The 20,208-nt window shown below is 68.5% G+C and carries 20 protein-coding genes and 1 tRNA gene; 4 read left to right on the top strand and 17 right to left on the bottom strand.

Annotated elements, in window-relative coordinates; translation table 11 throughout:
* Positions 1 to 10: 10 nt before the first annotated feature.
* From AB8P05_RS09275 to AB8P05_RS09335, 13 genes are all read right to left on the bottom strand, one after another.
* Complete coding sequence (locus AB8P05_RS09275; RefSeq protein WP_472757731.1) at positions 11 to 817, bottom strand: RNA-binding protein; 807 nt, start codon at positions 815 to 817, stop codon at positions 11 to 13.
* A 74-nt stretch (positions 818 to 891) separates the two neighbouring features.
* Positions 892 to 2,451, bottom strand: coding sequence for a transcription termination factor NusA (nusA, locus tag AB8P05_RS09280; protein WP_455172940.1), 1,560 nt, complete (start codon positions 2,449 to 2,451; stop codon positions 892 to 894).
* A 127-nt stretch (positions 2,452 to 2,578) separates the two neighbouring features.
* On the bottom strand, positions 2,579 to 3,079 hold the full coding sequence (gene rimP / locus AB8P05_RS09285; protein ID WP_455172941.1) for a ribosome maturation factor RimP: 501 nt from the start codon (positions 3,077 to 3,079) through the stop codon (positions 2,579 to 2,581).
* A 264-nt stretch (positions 3,080 to 3,343) separates the two neighbouring features.
* Entirely contained in the window at positions 3,344 to 4,066 is a 723-nt protein-coding gene (trmB, locus tag AB8P05_RS09290) for a tRNA (guanine(46)-N(7))-methyltransferase TrmB (RefSeq protein WP_472757732.1), read from the bottom strand.
* 108 nt (positions 4,067 to 4,174) lie between these two features.
* Complete coding sequence (gene metK / locus AB8P05_RS09295) at positions 4,175 to 5,344, bottom strand: methionine adenosyltransferase (RefSeq protein WP_455172943.1); 1,170 nt, start codon at positions 5,342 to 5,344, stop codon at positions 4,175 to 4,177.
* Positions 5,345 to 5,580: 236 nt separating this feature from the next.
* Complete coding sequence (locus AB8P05_RS09300; RefSeq protein WP_455172944.1) at positions 5,581 to 6,075, bottom strand: helix-turn-helix domain-containing protein; 495 nt, start codon at positions 6,073 to 6,075, stop codon at positions 5,581 to 5,583.
* A 130-nt stretch (positions 6,076 to 6,205) separates the two neighbouring features.
* Positions 6,206 to 7,819 carry an apolipoprotein N-acyltransferase gene (gene lnt, locus AB8P05_RS09305; RefSeq protein WP_472757733.1) on the bottom strand — a complete coding sequence of 538 codons (1,614 nt, stop codon included), beginning with the start codon at positions 7,817 to 7,819 and terminating at the stop codon, positions 6,206 to 6,208.
* A gap of 175 nt (positions 7,820 to 7,994) precedes the next feature.
* Positions 7,995 to 8,693, bottom strand: a complete 699-nt coding sequence (locus tag AB8P05_RS09310) for a hemolysin family protein (RefSeq protein WP_472759328.1) — start codon at positions 8,691 to 8,693, stop codon at positions 7,995 to 7,997.
* A gap of 41 nt (positions 8,694 to 8,734) precedes the next feature.
* Positions 8,735 to 8,950, bottom strand: a complete 216-nt coding sequence (locus tag AB8P05_RS09315) for a hypothetical protein (RefSeq protein ID WP_472757734.1) — start codon at positions 8,948 to 8,950, stop codon at positions 8,735 to 8,737.
* On the bottom strand, positions 8,947 to 9,453 hold the full coding sequence (ybeY, locus tag AB8P05_RS09320) for an rRNA maturation RNase YbeY (RefSeq protein WP_472757735.1): 507 nt from the start codon (positions 9,451 to 9,453) through the stop codon (positions 8,947 to 8,949). The genes AB8P05_RS09315 and ybeY overlap by 4 nt, the downstream gene beginning before the upstream one ends.
* A complete protein-coding gene (locus tag AB8P05_RS09325) occupies positions 9,450 to 10,484 on the bottom strand; it encodes a PhoH family protein (RefSeq protein ID WP_472759329.1) in 1,035 nt (344 codons plus the stop codon). Before AB8P05_RS09325 ends, ybeY begins: the two co-directional genes overlap by 4 nt.
* Before the next feature lie 56 nt (positions 10,485 to 10,540).
* Positions 10,541 to 11,935: a tRNA (N6-isopentenyl adenosine(37)-C2)-methylthiotransferase MiaB gene (gene miaB / locus AB8P05_RS09330; RefSeq protein WP_472757736.1), complete on the bottom strand. Its 1,395-nt coding sequence runs from the start codon at positions 11,933 to 11,935 to the stop codon at positions 10,541 to 10,543.
* 180 nt (positions 11,936 to 12,115) lie between these two features.
* Positions 12,116 to 12,787 carry a GNAT family N-acetyltransferase gene (locus AB8P05_RS09335; RefSeq protein WP_472757737.1) on the bottom strand — a complete coding sequence of 224 codons (672 nt, stop codon included), beginning with the start codon at positions 12,785 to 12,787 and terminating at the stop codon, positions 12,116 to 12,118.
* 473 nt (positions 12,788 to 13,260) lie between these two features.
* On the opposite strand from AB8P05_RS09335, the gene apaG reads away from it, so the two are divergent.
* From apaG to ybaK, 3 genes are all read left to right on the top strand, one after another.
* On the top strand, positions 13,261 to 13,653 hold the full coding sequence (apaG, locus tag AB8P05_RS09340; RefSeq protein ID WP_455172950.1) for a Co2+/Mg2+ efflux protein ApaG: 393 nt from the start codon (positions 13,261 to 13,263) through the stop codon (positions 13,651 to 13,653).
* A 460-nt stretch (positions 13,654 to 14,113) separates the two neighbouring features.
* Positions 14,114 to 14,734, top strand: a complete 621-nt coding sequence (gene folE, locus AB8P05_RS09345) for a GTP cyclohydrolase I FolE (RefSeq protein ID WP_455173073.1) — start codon at positions 14,114 to 14,116, stop codon at positions 14,732 to 14,734.
* A gap of 72 nt (positions 14,735 to 14,806) precedes the next feature.
* Positions 14,807 to 15,289: a Cys-tRNA(Pro) deacylase gene (gene ybaK, locus AB8P05_RS09350; protein WP_472757738.1), complete on the top strand. Its 483-nt coding sequence runs from the start codon at positions 14,807 to 14,809 to the stop codon at positions 15,287 to 15,289.
* A 57-nt stretch (positions 15,290 to 15,346) separates the two neighbouring features.
* On the opposite strand, the gene AB8P05_RS09355 is transcribed toward ybaK, so the two are convergent.
* Both AB8P05_RS09355 and AB8P05_RS09360 read right to left on the bottom strand, forming a co-directional pair.
* Positions 15,347 to 15,423: transfer RNA gene (locus AB8P05_RS09355), tRNA-Arg, on the bottom strand.
* Between the two features lie 72 nt (positions 15,424 to 15,495).
* A complete protein-coding gene (locus AB8P05_RS09360) occupies positions 15,496 to 16,209 on the bottom strand; it encodes a sulfite oxidase-like oxidoreductase (RefSeq protein ID WP_472757739.1) in 714 nt (237 codons plus the stop codon).
* A 261-nt stretch (positions 16,210 to 16,470) separates the two neighbouring features.
* Here AB8P05_RS09360 and AB8P05_RS09365 point away from each other — a divergent pair, with 261 nt between their 5' ends.
* Positions 16,471 to 18,795 (top strand): mechanosensitive ion channel domain-containing protein, encoded by a 2,325-nt coding sequence (locus AB8P05_RS09365; RefSeq protein WP_472757740.1) that lies wholly within the window; start codon positions 16,471 to 16,473, stop codon positions 18,793 to 18,795.
* Positions 18,796 to 18,900: 105 nt separating this feature from the next.
* On the opposite strand, the gene AB8P05_RS09370 is transcribed toward AB8P05_RS09365, so the two are convergent.
* Together AB8P05_RS09370 and AB8P05_RS09375 are read right to left on the bottom strand one after the other, a co-directional pair.
* Positions 18,901 to 19,515: a DUF2244 domain-containing protein gene (locus AB8P05_RS09370; RefSeq protein WP_472757741.1), complete on the bottom strand. Its 615-nt coding sequence runs from the start codon at positions 19,513 to 19,515 to the stop codon at positions 18,901 to 18,903.
* Positions 19,516 to 19,615: 100 nt separating this feature from the next.
* Entirely contained in the window at positions 19,616 to 20,092 is a 477-nt protein-coding gene (locus tag AB8P05_RS09375) for a hypothetical protein (protein ID WP_472757742.1), read from the bottom strand.
* Positions 20,093 to 20,208: the final 116 nt, after the last annotated feature.

The following is a 20,208-nucleotide window of genomic DNA, read 5'->3' on the forward strand; positions in this document are numbered from 1 at the left end:
TCCCGAATGGTCAGACGTTACATCGCAGGCCGGCCGGCCTTATCGCCGACTCCCAGCCCTTATCAGAATCCTGGTGCGCGCTCCGGTCCCCTTCGGGACCTTTCGGGTCCAGGTGCCCCTGGGGACCTTTCAGCCCCCTCAGGCGTGCCGCATCGCGGGCCAGCCCAACGGCCAGCCTGCCCCGCGCCACCACGGCGTGCACCGCGTGATCGCGTCCCAGCGCCGCGGCCAAGGCCGAGGACAGGAACAGGTCGATCACCGGCAGCGATGGCGCGAGCGCCGTCACCTTGCCGCGCTGGTCCAGCGAGCCGTCCGCGGCCTCCACCAGCAGGGCCGGCGGGGGACCCGCACGGCCGACCTGGTTGGCCCTCAACGCCTCGCGCACCTTCTCGTATCCCGCCAGGACGTGGCCGGCACGGCGGGCAAGGCCCAACGCGTGCAGACACCGCCGTTCCAGCAGCCGTTCCAGCCTCTCGGCCAGATCGGTCGGTACTTTCACCGCACGACGGGCCGCCTTGGCGAAAACGGATTTGCCCATGGCCTTCGCCAGGGCATCCCGGTCGGCCGTGACCCAAAGGCCGCGGCCGGGCAGACGTTCCTCCAGGTCGGGAACCACCTCGCCGTCGGGGCCGATCACGAAGCGGATCATGCTCTCCTTTGGCCCCACCGTACCCGACGCGATGCAGCGGCGCAGAGGCCCTTTCTCGTCGTCGGCCGGCAGGCGGTCCGTCCCGGCACCGTCGTCCTGTGCCAATTCCTGATCCGGCACCGCATCCGCGGCGGCGGTCGGTGTCCGTTCGACGTTCCGTTCGGTCATCCGATCGTCATCCGCTCGCGCGGTCCCGAATAATCGTTCCTGTCGGGCGCAGTTCCAACCGGCATTGCTGCCGGTCAGGCCTGCGCGCCCTGACCACCGGCGCTGCCATCCGCCGCAGGGGCCGCGGCGGCGCCGTCCTGTTCCTCACCTTCGAACCAGTGGGCGCGCGCGGCCATGATGATCGCGTTCGCTTCCTCTTCCGAAGGAGCGTCCTTGGCGCCGTCCTTGCTCAGGATCTCGACCAGCTCGTCGCCGGCCAGATCGGCCAGGTCGTCCAGCGTCTTCACGCCGTTCTCGCCCAGCTTCACCAGCTGGGTGGCGGTGAAGCCGGTCAGTTCGGCGACGATATCCTCGACGCCCAGCTCCAGGCGGCGCTCGTTCGCCTGCTCGTCCTGCACTTCCAGGAAGGCAAGCGCGCGCTGCTTCAGCTCGTCGGCGACCGACTCGTCGAAGCCTTCGATCTCGGCCAGCTCTTCGGTCTCGACGAAGGCGATCTCCTCCACCGAGGTGAAGCCTTCGGCGACCAGCAGGTGGGCGATCACGTCGTCGACGTCCAGCGCCTGCATGAACAGGGCGGAGCGGCTGTGGATCTCCTCCGACCGGCGCTCCGACTCCTCCTGCTCGGTGAGGATGTCGATGTCCCAGCCGGTCAGCATCGAGGCGAGGCGCACGTTCTGGCCGCGGCGGCCGATGGCCAGCGACAGCTGGTCGTCGGGCACCACCACCTCGATGCGGCGGTTCTCGTCGTCGAGCACGACCTTGGCGACCTCGGCCGGGGCGAGCGCGTTGACGACGAAGGTCGCCGCCTCGCCCGACCACGGGATGATGTCGATCTTCTCGCCCTGCAGCTCGCCAACGACCGCCTGGACGCGGCTGCCGCGCATGCCGACGCAGGCGCCGACCGGGTCGATGGAGCTGTCGTTGCTGTGCACGGCGATTTTGGCGCGGCTGCCCGGATCACGGGCCACCGCCCGGATCTCGATGATGCCGTCGTAGATTTCCGGCACTTCCTGGGCGAACAGCTTCGCCATGAACATGGGATGCGTGCGCGACAGGAAGATCTGCGGCCCGCGCGGTTCCTCGCGGACGTCGTAGATGTAGGCACGCACGCGGTCGCCGTTCTTGAAATGCTCGCGCGGCAGCAGTTCGTCGCGGCGCAGGATCGCTTCGGCGCGGCCCAGGTCGACGGTGACGTTGCCGTACTCGACGCGCTTGACCAGACCGTTGACGATCTCGCCGTTGCGGTCCTTGTACTCGTTGAACTGGCGCTTGCGCTCGGCGTCGCGCACCTTCTGCACGATCACCTGCTTGGCGGTCTGGGCGGCGATGCGGCCGAAGTCGATCGGCGGCAGCGGGTCGACCAGGAAATCGCCGATCTTGGCGCCGGGCTTGCGGCGCTGGGCGTAGGGCAGGGTGACCTGCGTCGCCTCGTTCTCCACCGTCTCGACCACCTCCAGGTGGCGGGTCAGATGGATGTCGCCGGTCTTGCGGTCGATGCGCGCGCGGATGTCGTGCTCGTGCCCGTACTTGGAGCGGCCGGCCTTCTGAATCGCCTGCTCCATCGCCTCCAGGACTTCGTCCCGGTCGATGTTCTTTTCGCGGGCGACCGCGTCAGCGACTTGCAGCAGTTCCATCCGTTACACTTCCTGGGTCGGTCTTGTGTGGTGCCGGTCTTGCGTGATGTCCGGTCGGGTCGGCGGGATGTCGGTTCGGCTTTCGGAGGCGGGCATCCTGTCGGCGTGTCCTTGCGGACCCGGGCCGTCAGTTGTGCGGGCCCTCCTGCTGCTCCTGGCTGGCGCGGATCAACTCGTCCGTCAGCACCAGCTTGGCGCGCAGGATGTTGTCGAACTCCAGCCGGGCCGGTCCCTGTTCGGTGTCGATGCACACGAGGCCGTCCTCGACGCCCTTCAGCATGCCCTTGAAACGCTTGCGGCCGTCGATGGCCATGCGGCTCTCCAGCCGGGCTTCGAAGCCGGCGAAGCGCTCGAAATCCTTGAGGCGGGTCAGCGGCCGGTCGATACCGGGCGAGCTGACCTCCAGAGTATAGGCTTCGCGGATCGGGTCTTCCACGTCCAGCAGGGCCGAAACGGAACGGCTGATGTCGGCGCAGTCCTCGACGGTCATGGGCGCGCCGTCGGCGCGCTCCGCCATGATCTGGAGAACCGCCCGCTGGCCGCCTGAGATCTGAACGCGCACGACCTCATAGCCCATGGCTTCGACCGACGGCGTGATGATCTGTTCGATGCGACCTGTAGCGTCCATTCCACCTGACCCAAAGCCTGCGGCCGGGATCGAACCGGACGAGGTTTCCACAACAGAAGGTTCAAAAAGCGCGCGTTTCCACACGCTGATAAAAAAATAAGTGGGCAAAAGCCCACCCGCAAAGCGTCTCGCCGGCCCGGTTGCCCGGGCCGCCGATCCGTATGGGTTCTCAGAGGGTGAATATAGTCATTCCGCCCGATGCCGCAAGCCTTTTCCGGCCCGATCGTCGTGGCGGGCCGGAATCTCAAGCGGAACGGGTATGCGTCAGCGCCGCGGGCGGCGGACGAAGCGCATGAAGACCGGCTTCCGCCCGGCGGCGATGGCCTTCTCCTCATAGCGGGTGGCTGGCCAGTCGTCGGGGCGGACGCGCCAGTCGGAGGGACGGCGGGCCGTCCATTCGAAATCGGGATGCTTCACCGTATGTTCAAGCATCCAGCGCACCAGCCCCATGTCGTCGCTGGCCAGCCGCAGCTCCGCCCCGTCCTTCAGCACGCGGGCCAGCCGCGGCAGGTTTTCCGGCCCGATGAAGCGGCGGTCGGCGTGGCGCTTCTTCGGCCAGGGATCGGCGAACAGCACAAAGGCGCGGCCGATGGAGGCGTCGGGCAGGGCGTCCAGCAGCGGCCGGGCGTCGTCGGGCTGGATGCGGACATTGCGCAACCCGTCGTCGTCGACCATGCCCAGCAGGCCGGCGATGCCGTTGAGGAAGGGTTCGGCGCCGATGATGCCGACATCCGGATGGTGCCCGGCCTGCCAGGCGAGGTGGTGGCCCATGCCGAAGCCGATCTCCAGCCAGACATCGCGCTTCGGGCCGTCGAACAGGGCGGCCGGGTCCAGCCTGTCGCCGGGCTTGGGCAGCGCGATCTGCAGCTGCGGCAACAGGACGTCGATCAGCTCCGTCCGGCGCTTGCGCAGCGGCCGGCCCTTGCGGCGCCCGAACAGGCGGTTGGAGCTTTCGGAGAGCGGGCCGGAGATGCTGTCGTCGGTCATGTCGGAACGCTGAATGGAATGGGGGAAAGCGCAAAAGAAAGCAGGGGCCGTTGCCAGCCCCTGCCGTCCTGTCCGCATCGGCTGCGGATACTATGACGCGGACGCGCCTTAGAGGAAGGCGTTCCGCAGGTCGCCGACCAGATCGGTCTTCTCCCACGAGAAGCCGCCGTCCACCTCCGGCTCGCGGCCGAAATGGCCGTAGGCGGCAGTGCGGGCGTAGATCGGCTTGTTCAGGCCCAGATGCGTGCGGATGCCGCGCGGGGACAGGTCGACCAGCTGCTGCAGAACGTCGGACAGGCGGTCCTCGTCGACGTTGCCGGTGCCGTGGGTGTCGACATAGACCGACAGCGGCTTCGACACGCCGATGGCGTAGGAGACCTGGATCGTGCACTTCTCCGCCAGTTCCGCCGCGACGACGTTCTTGGCGAGGTAGCGGGCGGCATAGGCGGCCGAACGGTCGACCTTCGTCGGGTCCTTGCCGGAGAAGGCGCCGCCGCCGTGCGGGGCGGCACCGCCGTAGGTGTCGACGATGATCTTGCGGCCGGTCAGGCCGGCGTCACCGTCCGGGCCGCCGATGACGAAACGGCCGGTCGGGTTGACGTACAGGTTCTTCGCCTCGCACATCCAGCCTTCCGGCAGGCAGTTGACGATGTGCGGCAGGACGATCTCGCGCACGGCGTCCTGGTCCAGCCCCTCGGCATGCTGGGTCGACAGCACGATGGCGGTGGCGCGGGTCGGGCGGCCGTCGATGTACTGCAGGGTGACCTGGCTCTTGGCGTCCGGGCCCAGCTGCGGGGCGGCGCCGGAATGGCGCGCCTCGGCCAGCGACTTCAGGATGGCGTGGCTGTAATAGATCGGGGCCGGCATCAGCGCCGGGGTCTCGCGGCAGGCATAGCCGAACATGATGCCCTGGTCGCCGGCACCCTCGTCCTTGTTGCCCGCGGCGTCGACGCCGACGGCGATGTCGGCGGACTGGGAATGGACGAAGCACTTGACGTCCATCTTCTCCCAATGGAAGCCGTCCTGCTCGTAACCGATGTCCTTCACCGCGGCGCGGGCGACCTCGACCAGCTGGTCGGCCTTGATGCTGTCGGGGCCGCGGACTTCGCCGGCGAGCACGACCTGGTTGGTGGTCGCGAGCGTCTCGACGGCCACGCGGGCCTGCGGGTCGTGCGAAAGATAGAGATCGACGATGGCGTCGGAAATGCGGTCGCAGACCTTGTCGGGATGACCTTCCGACACGGACTCGCTGGTGAAGACGTAGTTGAGCTTTGCCACGGGAAACCTCGGCATTCGGCGGCACGCTATTTCATGAGCCGAAACGGCAGACCGGTACAGCGGCCGCAGACACCGGTCCAAAACCGGTTTTGACAAGGAATTCCCCCGCGGTCAAGAAGACTACCGGCGGTAAGGCATCGGACCAATCAACGCACACGCCACACGAAGGGGGAGCGCGGTCGCGCCGCGCCTTCCCCTTTCGGTGGGTATCGCTCGCCGCGCGTGTGCGGCGGCGGTTACTCGGCAGCTTCGGCGACGGCGGCGCTGGCGACCGCTTTCGTCAGTTCGAACAGGCGCTTGCGCACCGACGGGTCGCTGATCTTGTAATAGGCGCGGACCAGTTCCAGCGTCTCGCGCTTGGCCATCGGATCGGGCTCGTAGGCGCCGGCGGAGCGCTCGTCCGACACGCCCGACTCATCGTCGTCCTCGACACGGGCGGCAGCGGCATCGGCCGGCATGTCGTCGAAGAAGAAGGAGACCGGCACGTCGAGAACGCGGCTGAGATCGAACAGACGCGACGCGCCGATGCGGTTGGCGCCGCGCTCGTACTTCTGCACCTGCTGGAAGGTCAGGCCGATGGCCTCGCCCAGCTTCTCCTGGCTCATGCCGAGAAGCGTGCGGCGGAGACGGACGCGGGATCCGACATGGACGTCGATGGGATTCGGCTTTCCGGTCTTCGGACGGCCCGCACCCGCACGGCGCCCGCGCGGCGCCCCAGTTTCAGTCTGCATCTCGTTTATCCCTGTAACGGTTGTGCAACCTAGTTACGACATATCCACGTATGCAGTCAAGCCCGCTCCGGTCAAGCCGGTTACACGAAATTGTCCTGCCCGTGGCGGGCGGATTGCCCGTAATGCTGCGTCACCGGTGATATCGCGAGGCCAGGGCCGCCAGAAAACAGCCCAGAAGCCCTATGCCGAAAATCCAGTCGCCCATGCGGGCATAGGCTGTGACGCCGTCCGGCGCTTTCGGCAATGTGGTATCGATGAAGCCTCGTTCACCCAGTCCGAGCAAGTGTCGCACACGTCCGTAGGCGTCCACCAGCCCGGATATTCCCGTATTCGCCACCCGGACCAGCGGCAGCCCTTCCTCGACCGCGCGGACCTGGTTGATCGCGAAATGCTGGTGGGGGCCGGCGGTGCGGCCGTACCAGGCGTCGTTGGTCAGGTTCAGCAGCCATTGCGGCCGGTCGGCGGTGTCGACCACCGCGGCGGGGAAGATGCTCTCGTAGCAGATCAGCGGGCTGAAGGGCGGCAGGCCGGCCGCATTGCCGCCGAGATGGAGGGTGCGCGGCCCCGGCCCGGCGCTGAACTCCGCCCCGTTCCCGGCGATGGCGCCCACCGGCAGCCACTGCCGCAGCGGCATGTACTCGCCGAATGGCACGAGGTGGAACTTGTCGTAGCTGGCGACCGCGGCCCCGCTGCCGTCCACCGCCACCATGCCGTTGTAGTAGCGCCGCTCGCCGTCCTCGCCGACGGTGGTGCGCGGCGCGCCGGTGATCAGCAGCCCGCCGGGCGGGGTGACCGATGCCATCGCCTGCCGCACGCGCGCGTCGTCCTCGATGAAGAAGGGGACGGCGGTCTCCGGCCAGATGACGACGTTGGGCGGCGGGGCGCCGGGGTCGGCGGGCGGAGCGGCCGACAGGGCGAGGTGGCTCTGGAAATTCTGCACCCGTTCACCGGGCGCCCATTTCAACCGCTGGTCGATCGCCGCCTGGACCAGCCGCAGCCTCACGCCCGGCACCGGCTCGTCCACCGCGCCCGCCAGCCTCCAGGCTCCCCAGCCGCCGAGCACGGCCAGCAGCGCCAGCCCGGCGGCGAAGCCGGCCCAGGCGCGGCGCGGCGTGGTGTCGCGGTCGGGCAGGGCGGCGGGCAGCGAGACCGCCAGGACCGTCACCAGCGTCAGCCCATAGATGCCGAACAGCGACACGCTCTGCAGAACCGGCAGCACCCCGACCCAGCCATAGCCGATCAGGTTCCACGGGAAGCCGGTGAAGACATGGCCGCGCAGCCATTCCCACAGGCACCAGCTGGCGGCGAACAGCAGGGGCCGCCCCAGCCCGGCGCCGAAGCCGCGGCGGCGCAGCAGGTGGACCGTCAGCGTGGCGCCGCCGCTGAACATCGCCAGCAGGATCGGCAGCCCGACCGCCGACAGCGGCAGGGCCCACCAGAACCGCTCGATGTCGGTGAACAGCGCGGCGCTGATCCAGTAGAGCCCCAGCAGGTGATGGCCGAAGCCGAAGAACCAGCCGGCCGCGAAGGCACCCTTTTTCGTCTCGACCCCGTCCAGCAGCCAGATCAGTCCGGGAAACGCCACCAGCAGCACCGGCAGCAGCCCGGCCGGCGGCAGCGCCAGCGTGGCGAGCCCGCCCAGCGCCATCGCGGCGGCCAGCCGGCGCCAGCCTGTCAGCGCGGACAGCCGCGCGGAGACGCGGCCCAGCCGGGCCGGGACGGGCAGGGTGTCGGTGGCGGTCAAGGCGGAGACTCCGGCAGCGGCAAGGGCGGGCGGCGCCATAGGTAATGCGGCCGGGCAGGGGCGCCAAGGTCCTTGCGGGCGTGGCTGGGTTGTGGAAGTGGGGATGTCGTCGCGGGGTGCCCCCTCCCCGCTTGTCAGCGGTGGAGGGTCGGGGTAAGGGCAAGCGCCGGAGACGTTACGCCGTCTCCGCCAGCTTCACGCTGTCGGCCGGGACATTGTGGACGCGCAGGCGCTTCAGGCGGCGGGAATCGGCGTCGACGATCTCGAACTCCAGGCCCGAGGGATGGACCAGCCGCTCGCCCAGGCCGGGCACGCGGCCGGCGATGGAGACGACGAGGCCGCCCAGCGTGTCGATGTCCTCGCGCTCCTCCCCGGTCAGGACCGGGCCGACGCGATGCTCGAAATCCTCAATGGGCAGGCGGGCGTCGGCGATCAGGCTGCCGTCGGGACGCTCGACCAGCCGCGGGGCCGTGGCCTCGTCATGCTCGTCCTCGATCTCGCCGACGATCTCCTCCACCAGATCCTCGATGGTGACGAGGCCGTCGATGCCGCCGAACTCGTCCACCACCAGCGCCATGTGCTGGCGGGTCTGGCGCATCTGCACCAGCAGGTCGAGCACATGCATGGAAGGGGCGATGATCTTCGCCTCGCGGATGATGCCGGTCAGGTCCGGCTTCTCGCTCAGGCCCTCCGGCGAGATCGCCTGCTTGGCCAGCAGCGTCAGCACATCCTTGATGTGGATGATGCCGACCACGTCGTCCAGCGTCTCGCGGAACACCGGCAGGCGGGAATGGCCTTCCTCGGCGACGCGCTGGACCAGGGTGGGGAAGGGGGTCTCGATCTCGACGGCGACGATGTCGGCGCGCGGCACCATCACGTCGGCGACGGTGCGGTCGCGCAGCTTCAGGATGTTGGTCAGCAGCGCCCGCTCGCCGGAACCCAGCGATCCTCGCCGTCCTCGCCGGCGGCATCGTCCAGGCCTGCGATCAGTTCCTCGATCGTGCCGCGCAGGGATGTGTCCCCGCGGCCGCCCCAGACGGTGCGGAGCCACCCCTTGAACAGGTGGCCCAGGGAATGGTCTTCGGCCCCGTGGTCATCACGGGGCGTGCGACTGTCGGATATTTCGCTCATCGGTCCGGCGGTTGGTGGTTGGCGGCATAAGGATCGTCGATTCCGAGGCTGGCGAGCAACCGGGTTTCCAGCGCCTCCATCTCCTCGGCCTCGTCGTCCGTCTCGTGATCATAGCCCAGCAGATGCAGAACACCATGCATCACAAGGTGAGTCATGTGGTCTTTGAAGTTTTTCCGCTGTTCGGCAGCTTCGCGGGCCACTGTTTCATAAGCCAGGATGACGTCGCCCAGCATGACGGGCACGCCGTCTTCCGGCTCCGGCTCCTCCGCTTCGGTCAGGGCGAAGGACAGCACGTTCGTCGGCTTATCCTTGCCGCGATACTCGCGGTTCAGCCTGTGGACCAGCGCGTCGTCGGCCAGGACGACCGACAGTTCGGCCGGGCCTTCCTCGTCGTCATAGGCTGCAGCCAGGGCGGCGAGCGCCGCGCGCTCCGCCAGCCACTCGGCGTCCTCGGCCCAGTCGCCGGCTTCACGTGAAACAGTGATGTCGACGGCGCTGGTCATTCCTCCTCCCCAACGATACCGGCCTCGCGGTCGGTCGTTTCGGGTGTGGAACCGGTACGGCGAGCTTGCTTGCGCGCCGCTTCGCGGACATCGGCCTGGTCGTAGGCGCGGATGATGCGAGCCACCATCGGATGGCGGACGACGTCGGCGTCGGTGAAGCGGACGAAACGCACGCCCTCCACCCCGCGCAGGATGTCCAGCGCGTCGCGCAGGCCCGACCGGGTGCCCGACGGCAGGTCGATCTGCGAGATGTCGCCGGTGACGACCATGCGCCCGCCCTCGCCCAGGCGGGTCAGGAACATCTTCATCTGCATCGGCGTGGTGTTCTGCGCCTCGTCCAGGATGACGAAGGCGTTGCCCAGCGTCCGGCCGCGCATGAAGGCCAGCGGCGCGATCTCGATCTCGCCGGATTCCAGCCGCTTCTTCACCTGTTCCGCCGGCAGCATGTCGTGCAGCGCGTCGTAGAGCGGGCGCAGGTAAGGATCGACCTTTTCCTTCAGGTCGCCGGGCAGGAAGCCCAGCCGCTCGCCGGCCTCGACCGCCGGCCGCGACAGGACGATGCGGTCGACCTGACCGGTCGTCAGCAGCGCCACCGCCTGCGCCACCGCCAGATAGGTCTTGCCGGTGCCGGCCGGGCCGAGCCCGAAGACCAGTTCGCTTTCCGCCAACGCCTGCAGATAGGCGGCCTGGGTGGGCGACCGCGGGGTGATGGGACCGCGCCGGCGGGTGCGCAGCGCGATCTCGGCCCGGGTGATGGTCGCCTGCTGGCCGGGTGCACGCGGCTCTTCGCTGCCGGTCACGCCGACGAAGCCCGGATCGGCGGTCGCCATGCGGACGGCGCCGTCGACCTCGCCGCTGTCGATGGTCTGGCCGCGGGTCAGCCGCTGGTACAGGCCGTTCAGCGCCGCCTGGGCCGTCTCGGCGGCATCGGGCGGGCCGGAGATGGTCAGGGTGTTGCCGCGGGAGATCAGCGACACGCCCAGAAGGGATTCGATGCGGGCGAGGTGGCGGTCATGCTCCCCGTACAGCATCGGCAGAAGCCGGTTGTCATCGAATTGAACGTCGATACGCCGTTCGGGCAGACCGTTCAAGCGCTTGCCTCCAAGGTTACGGCAGGCTGGAAGGGAGAGGCGGTGATGTATTCACCGGTCACGACGGTGCCGGCAAGGCTGTTGGCCAGGGCGGCATCCACCCGCACCTCGACGATGCGGCCGAGCAGCCGCTCGTTCGCCTCGGCATGGACCGACTGCATCCACGGGCTGCGGCCCAGCAGCTGGCCGTCGCGGCGGCCGACGCGGTCGAACAGGACCGGCACGCTGCGCCCGACGAAGCTGTGGTTGAAGGCGACCTGCTGGGCGTTCAGCAGCTGGTGCAGCGCCGCCAGCCGGGACTCCTTCACCTCTTCCGGCACCTGGGCGCCATCAACCGAGGCCGGGGTGCCGGGACGCGGGCTGTATTTGAAGGAATAGGCTTGGGCATAGCCGATGTCGGTGACCAGCTTCAGCGTCGCGGCGAAATCGGCGTCGCTCTCGCCGGGGAAGCCGACGATGAAGTCGCCGGACATCGCCAGATCCGGCTTGGCCGTGCGCAGCCGGTCGACCAGACGGCGGTAGTCGTCAGCGCTGTGCTTGCGGTTCATCGCTGCCAGGATGCGGTCGGACCCGGCCTGCACCGGCAGATGCAGGTAGGGCATCAGCTGCGGCACCTCGGCATGGGCGCGGATCAGGTCGTCGGCCATGTCGCGCGGATGCGAGGTGGTGTAGCGGATGCGCTCCAGCCCGTCGATCTCCGCCAGTTCGCGGATCAGCCGGCCAAGGCCCCAGGTCGTGCCGTCCGGCCCGTCGCCGTGCCAAGCGTTGACGTTCTGGCCCAGCAGGTTGATCTCGCGCGTGCCGCCGGCGACCAGCCGCTTCGCTTCCGCAAGGATCTGGGCGGCGGGGCGGGAGAACTCGGCGCCGCGGGTGTAGGGCACGACGCAGAAGGTGCAGAACTTGTCGCAGCCCTCCTGCACCGCCAGGAAGGCGGACACGCCTTGGCTGCCGGCTTCCTCCGGAAGGAAGTCGAACTTGGATTCGGCCGGGAAATCGGTGTTCAGCACGCTGCCGGCGGCGCGGCTGGCCTTCGCCACCATCTCCGGCAGGGTGTGGTAGGTCTGTGGGCCGAATACCATGTCGACGAAGGGGGCGCGGGCGACGATCTCCTCGCCCTCGGCCTGGGCGACGCAGCCGGCGACCGCCAGGATCATCCGGCCGTCCTCGGCCTCCGCCTTGCGGTCCTTCAGCTGGCGCAGGCGTCCCAGTTCGGAAAAGACCTTCTCGGCCGCCTTCTCGCGGATGTGGCAGGTGTTCAGGATCACCATGTCGGCGCCGTCCGGCTCATCGACCGGTTGGTAGCCCAGCGGTGCCAGGACGTCCGCCATCCGGGCGGAGTCGTACACGTTCATCTGGCAGCCCCAGGTCTTGATGAACAGCTTCTTGGTCAACCCGCACCCTTCCGCTTGGAACAAAAACGAATAGCGCGCTCACGATGCTGCGTGGCGCGCGGCACGCCGTCCGTCCGGCGTCGCTCCTGAAAAGATGGTATCGCGTGTGGGGCGAATCGAGTCAATCCCGCTTCGCCCCACCCCTATTTGCAAACAGGGTGTTTCCACAATTCGAGATCGTCACGCCGCCCCGGCCTGCAGCCCGCCGCGCCAGAACCAGTCGGTCCGCCGCACCCGGTCAGTCCAAAGTCGCTCCGCCGCCGTCCGGCTGAACAGGGCGCTGAAAGGGACGGGGGTGTCTCCCGCTAGCACCGGCGTGGCGCCGACAGCGGCGTCCTGCGCGTCCGTCTGTTCCGGCTTGCCGATCATGCCGGCGGCGCCCGACAGCGCGCCTTCGACCAGCTCCAGGCCCAGCAGCCGGTTCATATCGACCGGACCCGGCATCTCCATGCCCAGCGTCAGCGCGCGGGAGAAGCCGAACCGCTCGTAATAGGGGGCGTCGCCGACCAGGATGACCGACTTGTGGCCCAGTGCCACCGCCTTGTTCAGGCTCATCCGGATCAGCTTGCTGCCCAGCCCGCTGCCCTGCAGATGGGCGGCGACCGCGATCGGGCCGAGCAGGATGGACTGGACGGTGCCGCCGACCAGGATCGGCCAGTAGCGGATGGTGCCCACCACCACCTCGCGCCCATGCTCGTCATGCTCGATGGCGACGAGGTTCAGGGCGGGGATCGGGTCGACGCCGTCGCGCAGCCGGTAGGCGGTCTTGGTGAAGCGGTCCGGACCGAAGGAGGCGTCCAGCAGGGCTTCGATGGCGGCGGCGTGCTTCGGCTCTTCGACGGTGATGATCATGCGTGGGGCTCCCGGCGGGAAGAAGGTCTTCTCAGAAGGCTTCTGAAGGGCGGATCGCGCCGCCGCCGGAAGGCCGGGGGTGTCAGGTCCCCGTTGTGCCTTTGGCGTCCGCACGCGACCCAAGGACGGCCGCAACCGCGATGCGCGGTGCGAGGCTCCGTCGTCGGATGCGAAGGGCGTGCGAACGAGACATGGACAAGGCTCTTCGGCCGTTGCTGGGACTTGCGCATATATCATCGTCGCCCCCCGTCGCAAGACCGTGGAGACCCGGCGATGATGCATGACTGTATCCATCACCGTGCGTGGATGTCGCAGCTTTGTCCGGCCGGGTTCTGGACAGTGGGGAAGGCCGACTTTATTCTGCGCCGAACCACCGCCCGGCCACCCGGACTCCCCGGCCGCCGGCCCATTTCCGGCCGGCGCCGCACATCGGATCGGGCCGTCCATCGGATAGTCCGCCAGGATCGCCAGACATGTATACCGCCGTCACCAACGACATCCGCGTCACCGTCCAGCCCGTGTTCCTGGAAGACCAGTCGGCGCCGGCCGAGGGCCGCTTCGTCTGGGCCTATCACGTCCGCATCGAGAATGAGGGCAGCGAGACGGTGCAGCTGCGCACCCGCCACTGGCGCATCACCGACGCCATGGGCCGCGTGCAGGAGGTGCGGGGTCCCGGCGTGGTGGGCGAACAGCCGGTCCTGGAGCCGGGCGAGCATTTCGAATACACCAGCGGCACGCCGCTGGGCACGCCGTCCGGCATCATGGCCGGCACCTATGGCATGGAAGCGGCCGACGGCCGCGCCTTCGATGTGACCATCCCGGCCTTCTCGCTCGACAGCCCGCACCAGCCGATGCAGCTGAACTGATCGGACGGTCCGGGTGCCGGGCGTTTCCGGACGTAGACCAATAATACAATAGAATGTGTGTGGATATTGGATGGAATTAACACGCGGCTTTGACAAGCCGCATGACTGTCCGTACTTTGTCCGCAGCTTGAAGGCCATGGGGCGGGACCTAATCTAGGGACTTCCGAATGGCGCCCGGAGACGGAAACTGGGCGGAAATGGGAAGGCGGGCGCCGCCGCTCCGTTCATAAGATGATTCCTTTTCGTCTTGTGAGCCGTTCGGTTGATCCGCCGAGGCTTCGGCTCCGTACTGACGACGGAAGTGACGCCAGACACGATGGGCGTGTTGCGCGACCGCCATCGGATTGCGGCCATCGGATCGCTGCCATCGTCTTCGCGCAGGGCGTTTCCCAGTTATGGAAAGGATATTCCCGTGACGGCTACCAAGACCCCGCACGCCAAACCCCCGGCGATCGACAACGTGCTTCGCGGCCCCGGCCTGTCCCGGCCCGACGCCCGTCCGTCCCGCGCCGAGGCGGAGGAGGCGGTGCGCACCCTGATCCGCTGGGCCGGCGACGACCCGGCGCGCGAGGGTCTGGTCGGCACGCCGGACCGCGTCGTCCGCTCCTACGAGGAATTCTTCGCCGGATACGGCATCGATCCGGTTGAGATCCTGTCGCGCACCTTCGAGGAGACCGACGGCTACGACGAGATGGTCATTCTGCGCGACATCCGCGTGGAATCCTATTGCGAGCACCACATGGTGCCGATCATCGGCAAGGCCCATGTCGCCTATCTGCCGCGCCGCCGCGTCGTCGGCATCTCCAAGCTGGCGCGCCTGGTCGAGGCCTATGGCAAGCGCCTGCAGATCCAGGAGAAGATGACCTCCCAGATCGCCAACACCATCGACGAGGTCCTGCAGCCCGAGGGCGTGGCCGTGGTGGTCGAGGCGCAGCACCAGTGCATGACGACCCGCGGCGTGCACAAGACCGGCGTGACCATGGTGACCAGCCGCATGCTGGGCGCCTTCCGCACCGACCCGTCTACCCGCCGCGAATTCCTGACGATGATCGGCAACCCGACCTCGCGCGGGATGGAATAAGGTCCGGAGGTCTTTACACCCCTTGCGCCGCCTGCCAAGCTCCCGCCGCAATCTTAGTAAGCGGTGTGGAGCATGGCGGCGAAGGTGACACCGGCGGTCAATGCGGCGAAGGCGGCGGGCGTCGCCTTCCGGCTTATGGAGTACGAGTACGACCCGTCGGCCGACGCCATCGGGCTGCACGCCGCCGAATCGCTCGGGCTCGACCCCGCCATCGTCTACAAGACCCTGATCGTCCAGCTGGAGCCGAAGGCGCTGGCCTGCGCTGTCATTCCCGTGGCGGCCAAGCTGGATTTGAAGGCCATCGCCGCGGCGGCCAAGGCGAAGAAGGCCGACCTCGCCGACCCGGCGCTGGCGGAAAAGACCACCGGTTTCCTGGTCGGCGGCATCAGCCCGCTGGGCCAGAAGAAGGCGCTGCCGACCTTCATCGACGCGAGCGCCGAAATGCTGCCGGAAATGGTGGTGAACGGCGGCCGGCGCGGCCTGCAGATCGTGCTGGCGCCCGCCGATCTGGCGAAGGCGACGAAGGCGACGGTCTGCGCCATCGTCGCTCATTGATCGTGGCGCAGTGACCGTTGCGCACTGAAACCGGAATGGCGGTGGTGACAATGGCGGTGGTGACCCCGGCAGGACTCGAACCTGCTGCCTCAAGTTTAGGAAACTCGCGCTCTATCCTGATGAGCTACGGGGCCACTTGCGCCGCACCTTAACGGTTTCGTCGGCAAGGTGAAAGTGGCTTTTGGGGGAGGAGCCGCTTCACGGCGTCAGTCGGAATAGCGCTCCTCCAGCCACGGGTCGGCGTGGTTGTTGTAGCCGCGGACCTCCCAATAGCCCTTGCGGTCGCCGGCCAGCAGCTCGATCCGCTTCACCCACTTGGCGCTCTTCCAGAAATACAGCTTGGGCAGCACGATGCGCACCGGCCCGCCATGGTCGCGGCTGATCGGCTGGCCTTCCCATGTCGTGGCGAGCAGCACGCCGTCGTCGTCGAAGTCGGACAGGGCGACGTTGGTGGTGTAGCCGTCGAAGGAATGGAAGACGACGAAGCGCGCCTCCGGCTTCGGCCGGGCCAGTTCCAGCAGGCGGCGGGCGCTGACGCCCTCCCACCGGTTGTCGTAGCGCGACCAGGTGGTGACGCAATGGATGTCGGAGACGAAGCTCTCCTGCGGCTGGGCCTGGAAATCCTCCCACGTCCAGGACAACGGGTTCTCCACCAGCCCGTCGACCGCCAGCGTCCAGTTGGCCGTGGTCACCTTCGGCGTGATGCCGAGGTCCAGGACCGGCCAGTCCGTCACCAGCCGCTGGCCGGGCGGCAGCCGCTCGCGTGCCAGGTCGGCGGCATGGCCGGTCAGGGCGCGGCCGTCGCGGGCCCACTGCTCCTTGACGGCGACCAGCTTGTCGCGGACGGAACCCTCCTGTTCGACCTCCTGGCCCTGTTCCAATCCGGTGGTCACGTCCGGTTTGGGGGGTGTATCGCTCATGGCTCGTCCTCTTCTGCGTGTCCGGTCCGTCCGGCAGGGGTCCCGCTTAAAAAAGGAACAGACAGTCGGGTTGGCAAGCGGAAGCGGGAGAACTAACTTCCCGAAACCCGGCATATTGGAGCCACAGTTCCGCGCCAGGGTGCCGGCCGGCCCTCTTCCGCCGGTCCCGCTTTCCGCCGACATGTCCGAGACCACCCGAGTGAATTGCCGATGATCCGGTCCGCAACGCCCGCCGCAAACCCAGTCGCACGCGCTTGGCGTTTGTTCCTGTCCGGCGGCCTTGCCGTCCTGCTGCTCGCCGCCCTGCTCGCCGGGGCGGGGCCTGCCGCACTGGCCGCATCGCCTGCGCCCGCTGCCGTACCGGCTGCTCCGGCACCCACCGCCGGCGCCGCCGCTCCTGCGGCCGCGGCCCCAGTGGTGGTGGACGAGGCCACCGTGCAGCAGCTGGAGGCGCTGGTCGGCACGCTGGAGAACCAGGACGCCCGCTCCCAGCTGGTCACCCAGCTGCGCAATCTGATCACCGCCCAGCGCGGGTTGGCCCAGGCCAAGGAGGCGGAGGGCGAGTCGGCGCTGCCGCAGACCATCGGCGCCCGGGCGCTGGCCTTCCTGGCGGCGCGCATGGACGTGGTCAGCCGCCAGCTGGTGCAGGTGGCCAACGTCTTCTCCGACCTGCCGGGTGCCATATCCTGGGTGCAGCGGCAAGTGCAGGACGACATGGCGCGCGAACGCTGGGTGCAGATCGCCGTCCAGCTGGCGATGATCCTCGGCATCGGCGCTCTCGCCGCCCGCGGCATCGCCTGGCTGCTCGCCCGGCCGCGCCAGGCGCTGGCCGCCCGCCATGTCGGCTCCGCCCTTCTGCGCATCCCGATGCTGCTCGGCCGCGCGGTGCTGGAACTGGCGCCGATCGTCGGCTTCATCGTCGTCGCCTACACCATCCTGTCGGTGACCGAACCGGCGCCGCGCGTGCGGCTGGTGGCGCTGGCGGTGGTGAACGCGACCGTCATCACCCAGGCGCTGCTGATCCTGGTGCGGATGACCTTCGCCCCCGATGCGCCCAACCTGCGTCTGGTCCAGACCAGCGACGCCGGGGCGCGCCGCTGTTACGTCTGGTCGCGCCGCCTGATCGCGGTGGCGGTCTACGGCTATTTCCTGGCGGAGGGCGCCTATGTGCTGGGCCTGCCGCTGGGCGCCTACGGCGCGCTGCTGAAGCTGCTGGGCGTGGTGCTTGCCGCCATGACCATCGTGCTGATCCTGCAGAACCGCGTTGCCGTCGCCGATTGGATGCGCGGCAACCCGCTGTCGGGCGACGGCGACCCGCTGGCCACCGCCCGGCGCGAGGCGGAAGGGCAGGGGGCGGTCCTGCGCACCGCGCGCCGCCGCTTCGCCGAGATCTGGCACGTCCTGGCCATCCTCTACGTCGTGGTGACCCTGGGCGTCTGGGTGCTGAACGTCTATGGCGGCTTCGAATTCCTGGCCCGCGGCACCGTGGTGACGGTGGTGGCGGTGGTGGCGGCCCGGTTGCTGGTGGGCGGGCTGAACCGCGCGCTGCGCCGGGGCCTGACCATGAACCGCGATCTGGCCGGCAACCTGCCGCAGCTGCACACCCGCGCCTTCCACTATCTTCCCATCGTCCAGCGCATCGGCAAGATCATCATCTGGCTGGTGGCGCTGGGCGTTGCGCTGAACGGCTGGGGTGTGGACACGCTGGGGCTGGTCGAATCCGCCGCCGGCCGCCGCATCGTCGGCAGCGCCATCTCCATCGGCCTGCTGCTGGCCGGCGCCATTGTCGCCTGGGAGGTGGTGAGCGCGCTGATCGAGCATCTGCTGCGTGCCACCGACAAGAATGGTACCCGGATCGAACGCAGCGCCCGCATGCGCACGCTGCTGCCGCTGCTGCGCAACGCCTTCCTGATCCTGCTGGTGACGATGGTGTCGCTGATCACCCTGTCGGAATTGGGCGTGAACATCGCGCCGCTGCTGGCCGGCGCCGGTGTCGTCGGTCTGGCCATCGGTTTCGGATCGCAGACGCTGGTCAAGGACATCATCACCGGCCTGTTCATCCTGTTCGAGGACACGGTGTCGGTCGGCGACGTGGTCGATGTGGGTGGCGGCCATTCCGGCACGGTGGAGGCGATCTCGATCCGCTCCATCCGCCTGCGCGACGGCGCCGGCGCCGTCCACTCGGTGCCCTTCAGCGCGGTGACCACCGTGAAGAACATGAGCAAGGACTTCTCGGTCACGCTGTTCACCGTCACGGTGTCCAACCGCGAGGATCCCGACCGCATCATCTCCGTGCTGAAGGAGACGGGCGCCGAGGTGCAGGCCCAGCCGCAGTTCGCCGCCGACATCCTGAACCCGCTGGAGGTGCTGGGCGTCGATAAGCTGTCCGACACCGGCATCAACATCCTGGCCCAGTTCAAGACCCGTCCGACCCGCCAGTGGGGGGTGAGCCGCGAGTTCAACCGCCTGCTGAAGAAGAAGTTCGACGAGCTGGGCATCGCCATGCCGACCCAGTCGATGCAGCTGGTCGTCGGCCAGAACCCGCACGACCGCGCGCTGGCGGAGGCGCTCAGCCAGGGCTCGTGACGCAGGCGCCGGCTCCGGTCCCGTCTCGGGGACAGGAAAACGCCCGGCAGTGCCGGGCGTTTTCCTCGGTGCCTTTTCCTTGCCGCCTTCGCCCCGCCGCCATCCTCACCCGGCGGGTGCCGGCGGGCAGGGGGGACGGCGCCAGCGGCGCAGCGCGTCGTCCAGGGCGCGGGCGAAGCTGGAACGCTCGTCCGGCGACAGGAAGCTCCCCACCCCCACCGACTGGCCGTGCGAACTCAGCGTGACCTGACCGGCCGGACCGCGGCGGTCATGGTCGGCCCGCTCATCGTGGGTGATCCGCAGCCAGTAGGGATGGAAGGACCAGCGCCGCTCCGGCGCCTTCCAGTGGACCCGCTGCACCGTCAGCGCGGTCTCGGTCAGCCGCACCCGCTCATACTGGCGGGCGGAGCGGTAGCTGACGCGGAAGGCAAGCCACAGGGCCAGCACGTCCAGCCCGCAGAAGGGCACCACCGGCCACGCCCCGTTGGCGACGAAGATGCCGGCGACGACCAGATTCAGCAGGATGACCACCGCCATCAGCACCCGGTAGCCGTTGCGGCCCAGGCTGCGGTGGGGGTGGAGGATGGCGTCGAAGAACACGCGCACGGGACCGCTTCCGGCGCCGTCCCCCTGGGGAGCGTCGCCGGCCTGACCGTCCGGCCGGCCTTGCGGCTGGTCGCCGGGCCGGGAGTCGGAGATGTCGATGGGCATGGCGGCCATACTAGACGACCGGCGCGCCGCTGAAAACCGCCTGCTGGAAACCGTCCGCTGAAAACCGCCCACTGAAGGTGGCATGGCGAAAAACGTCGGGACGGCGCGGTTATGCCGCCTTCGACACCATCGGCACGGCGCCGCCGTGCAGCACCCAGGCCATGGCGCTGTCCATCCCGGCGAGGTCGCCGGCCGGCATCCCGCCGGCGGGGTCCTCCACCGGCGCCTCCGCGGTATCGCCAACGGCCTGAACGAAGATCCGCGCCTGATCTTCGGTGCCGGCGGCGATCATCGCGTCGGCCATCACCGAGGCCCAGTGCCAGTCGGTCATCACCACCGCGCAGCGCAGCTGGCCACAGCGCCGTGCCAGCCTCATCAGGGCGACGACGATCTCGGGCCGGAAATCGTCGATCTCGAACCGGTCGAACTCGATCAGGCTGCTCCACGGCGTGCCGCGGCTGCCCAGATTGGCGCACTGCACCTCCACCTGCCGGGCGACGGCGTCGCGTTCGCCGATCGACAGCGAGCCCTGCAACCGGACATGCAGGCCCCAATCCTCGATTTCCACAAGATAAGACGCGGTCATATCCATATACCCTCTTCCGGACCGAGCAATACAACCTGGAAGATCCATGGTTCAGGCACAGGCGTTCGGCCGGTGTCTTGCCGGACAGCAAATCATACGCCACCGCCGGATCCGGG

It is taken from the genome of Azospirillum sp. VT-I1 (assembly GCF_055698305.1).

Excerpts from the sequence above, each read along its gene's own strand:
- AB8P05_RS09370 (WP_472757741.1), bottom strand. The coding sequence starts at position 19,515 with ATGGCCGCCATGCCCATCGACATCTCCGACTCCCGGCCCGGCGACCAG.
- AB8P05_RS09375 (WP_472757742.1), bottom strand. The coding sequence starts at position 20,092 with ATGACCGCGTCTTATCTTGTGGAAATCGAGGATTGGGGCCTGCATGTC.
- AB8P05_RS09325 (WP_472759329.1), bottom strand. The coding sequence starts at position 10,484 with ATGCTGTACGGGGAGCATGACCGCCACCTCGCCCGCATCGAATCCCTT.
- apaG (WP_455172950.1), top strand. The coding sequence starts at position 13,261 with ATGTATACCGCCGTCACCAACGACATCCGCGTCACCGTCCAGCCCGTG.
- nusA (WP_455172940.1), bottom strand. The coding sequence starts at position 2,451 with ATGGAACTGCTGCAAGTCGCTGACGCGGTCGCCCGCGAAAAGAACATC.
- AB8P05_RS09310 (WP_472759328.1), bottom strand. The coding sequence starts at position 8,693 with ATGGTGCCGCGCGCCGACATCGTCGCCGTCGAGATCGAGACCCCCTTC.
- ybeY (WP_472757735.1), bottom strand. The coding sequence starts at position 9,453 with ATGACCAGCGCCGTCGACATCACTGTTTCACGTGAAGCCGGCGACTGG.
- AB8P05_RS09300 (WP_455172944.1), bottom strand. The coding sequence starts at position 6,075 with ATGCAGACTGAAACTGGGGCGCCGCGCGGGCGCCGTGCGGGTGCGGGC.
- AB8P05_RS09360 (WP_472757739.1), bottom strand. The coding sequence starts at position 16,209 with ATGAGCGATACACCCCCCAAACCGGACGTGACCACCGGATTGGAACAG.
- AB8P05_RS09315 (WP_472757734.1), bottom strand. The coding sequence starts at position 8,950 with ATGAGCGAAATATCCGACAGTCGCACGCCCCGTGATGACCACGGGGCC.
- rimP (WP_455172941.1), bottom strand. The coding sequence starts at position 3,079 with ATGGACGCTACAGGTCGCATCGAACAGATCATCACGCCGTCGGTCGAA.
- trmB (WP_472757732.1), bottom strand. The coding sequence starts at position 4,066 with ATGACCGACGACAGCATCTCCGGCCCGCTCTCCGAAAGCTCCAACCGC.
- AB8P05_RS09335 (WP_472757737.1), bottom strand. The coding sequence starts at position 12,787 with ATGATCATCACCGTCGAAGAGCCGAAGCACGCCGCCGCCATCGAAGCC.
- AB8P05_RS09275 (WP_472757731.1), bottom strand. The coding sequence starts at position 817 with ATGACCGAACGGAACGTCGAACGGACACCGACCGCCGCCGCGGATGCG.
- ybaK (WP_472757738.1), top strand. The coding sequence starts at position 14,807 with ATGGCGGCGAAGGTGACACCGGCGGTCAATGCGGCGAAGGCGGCGGGC.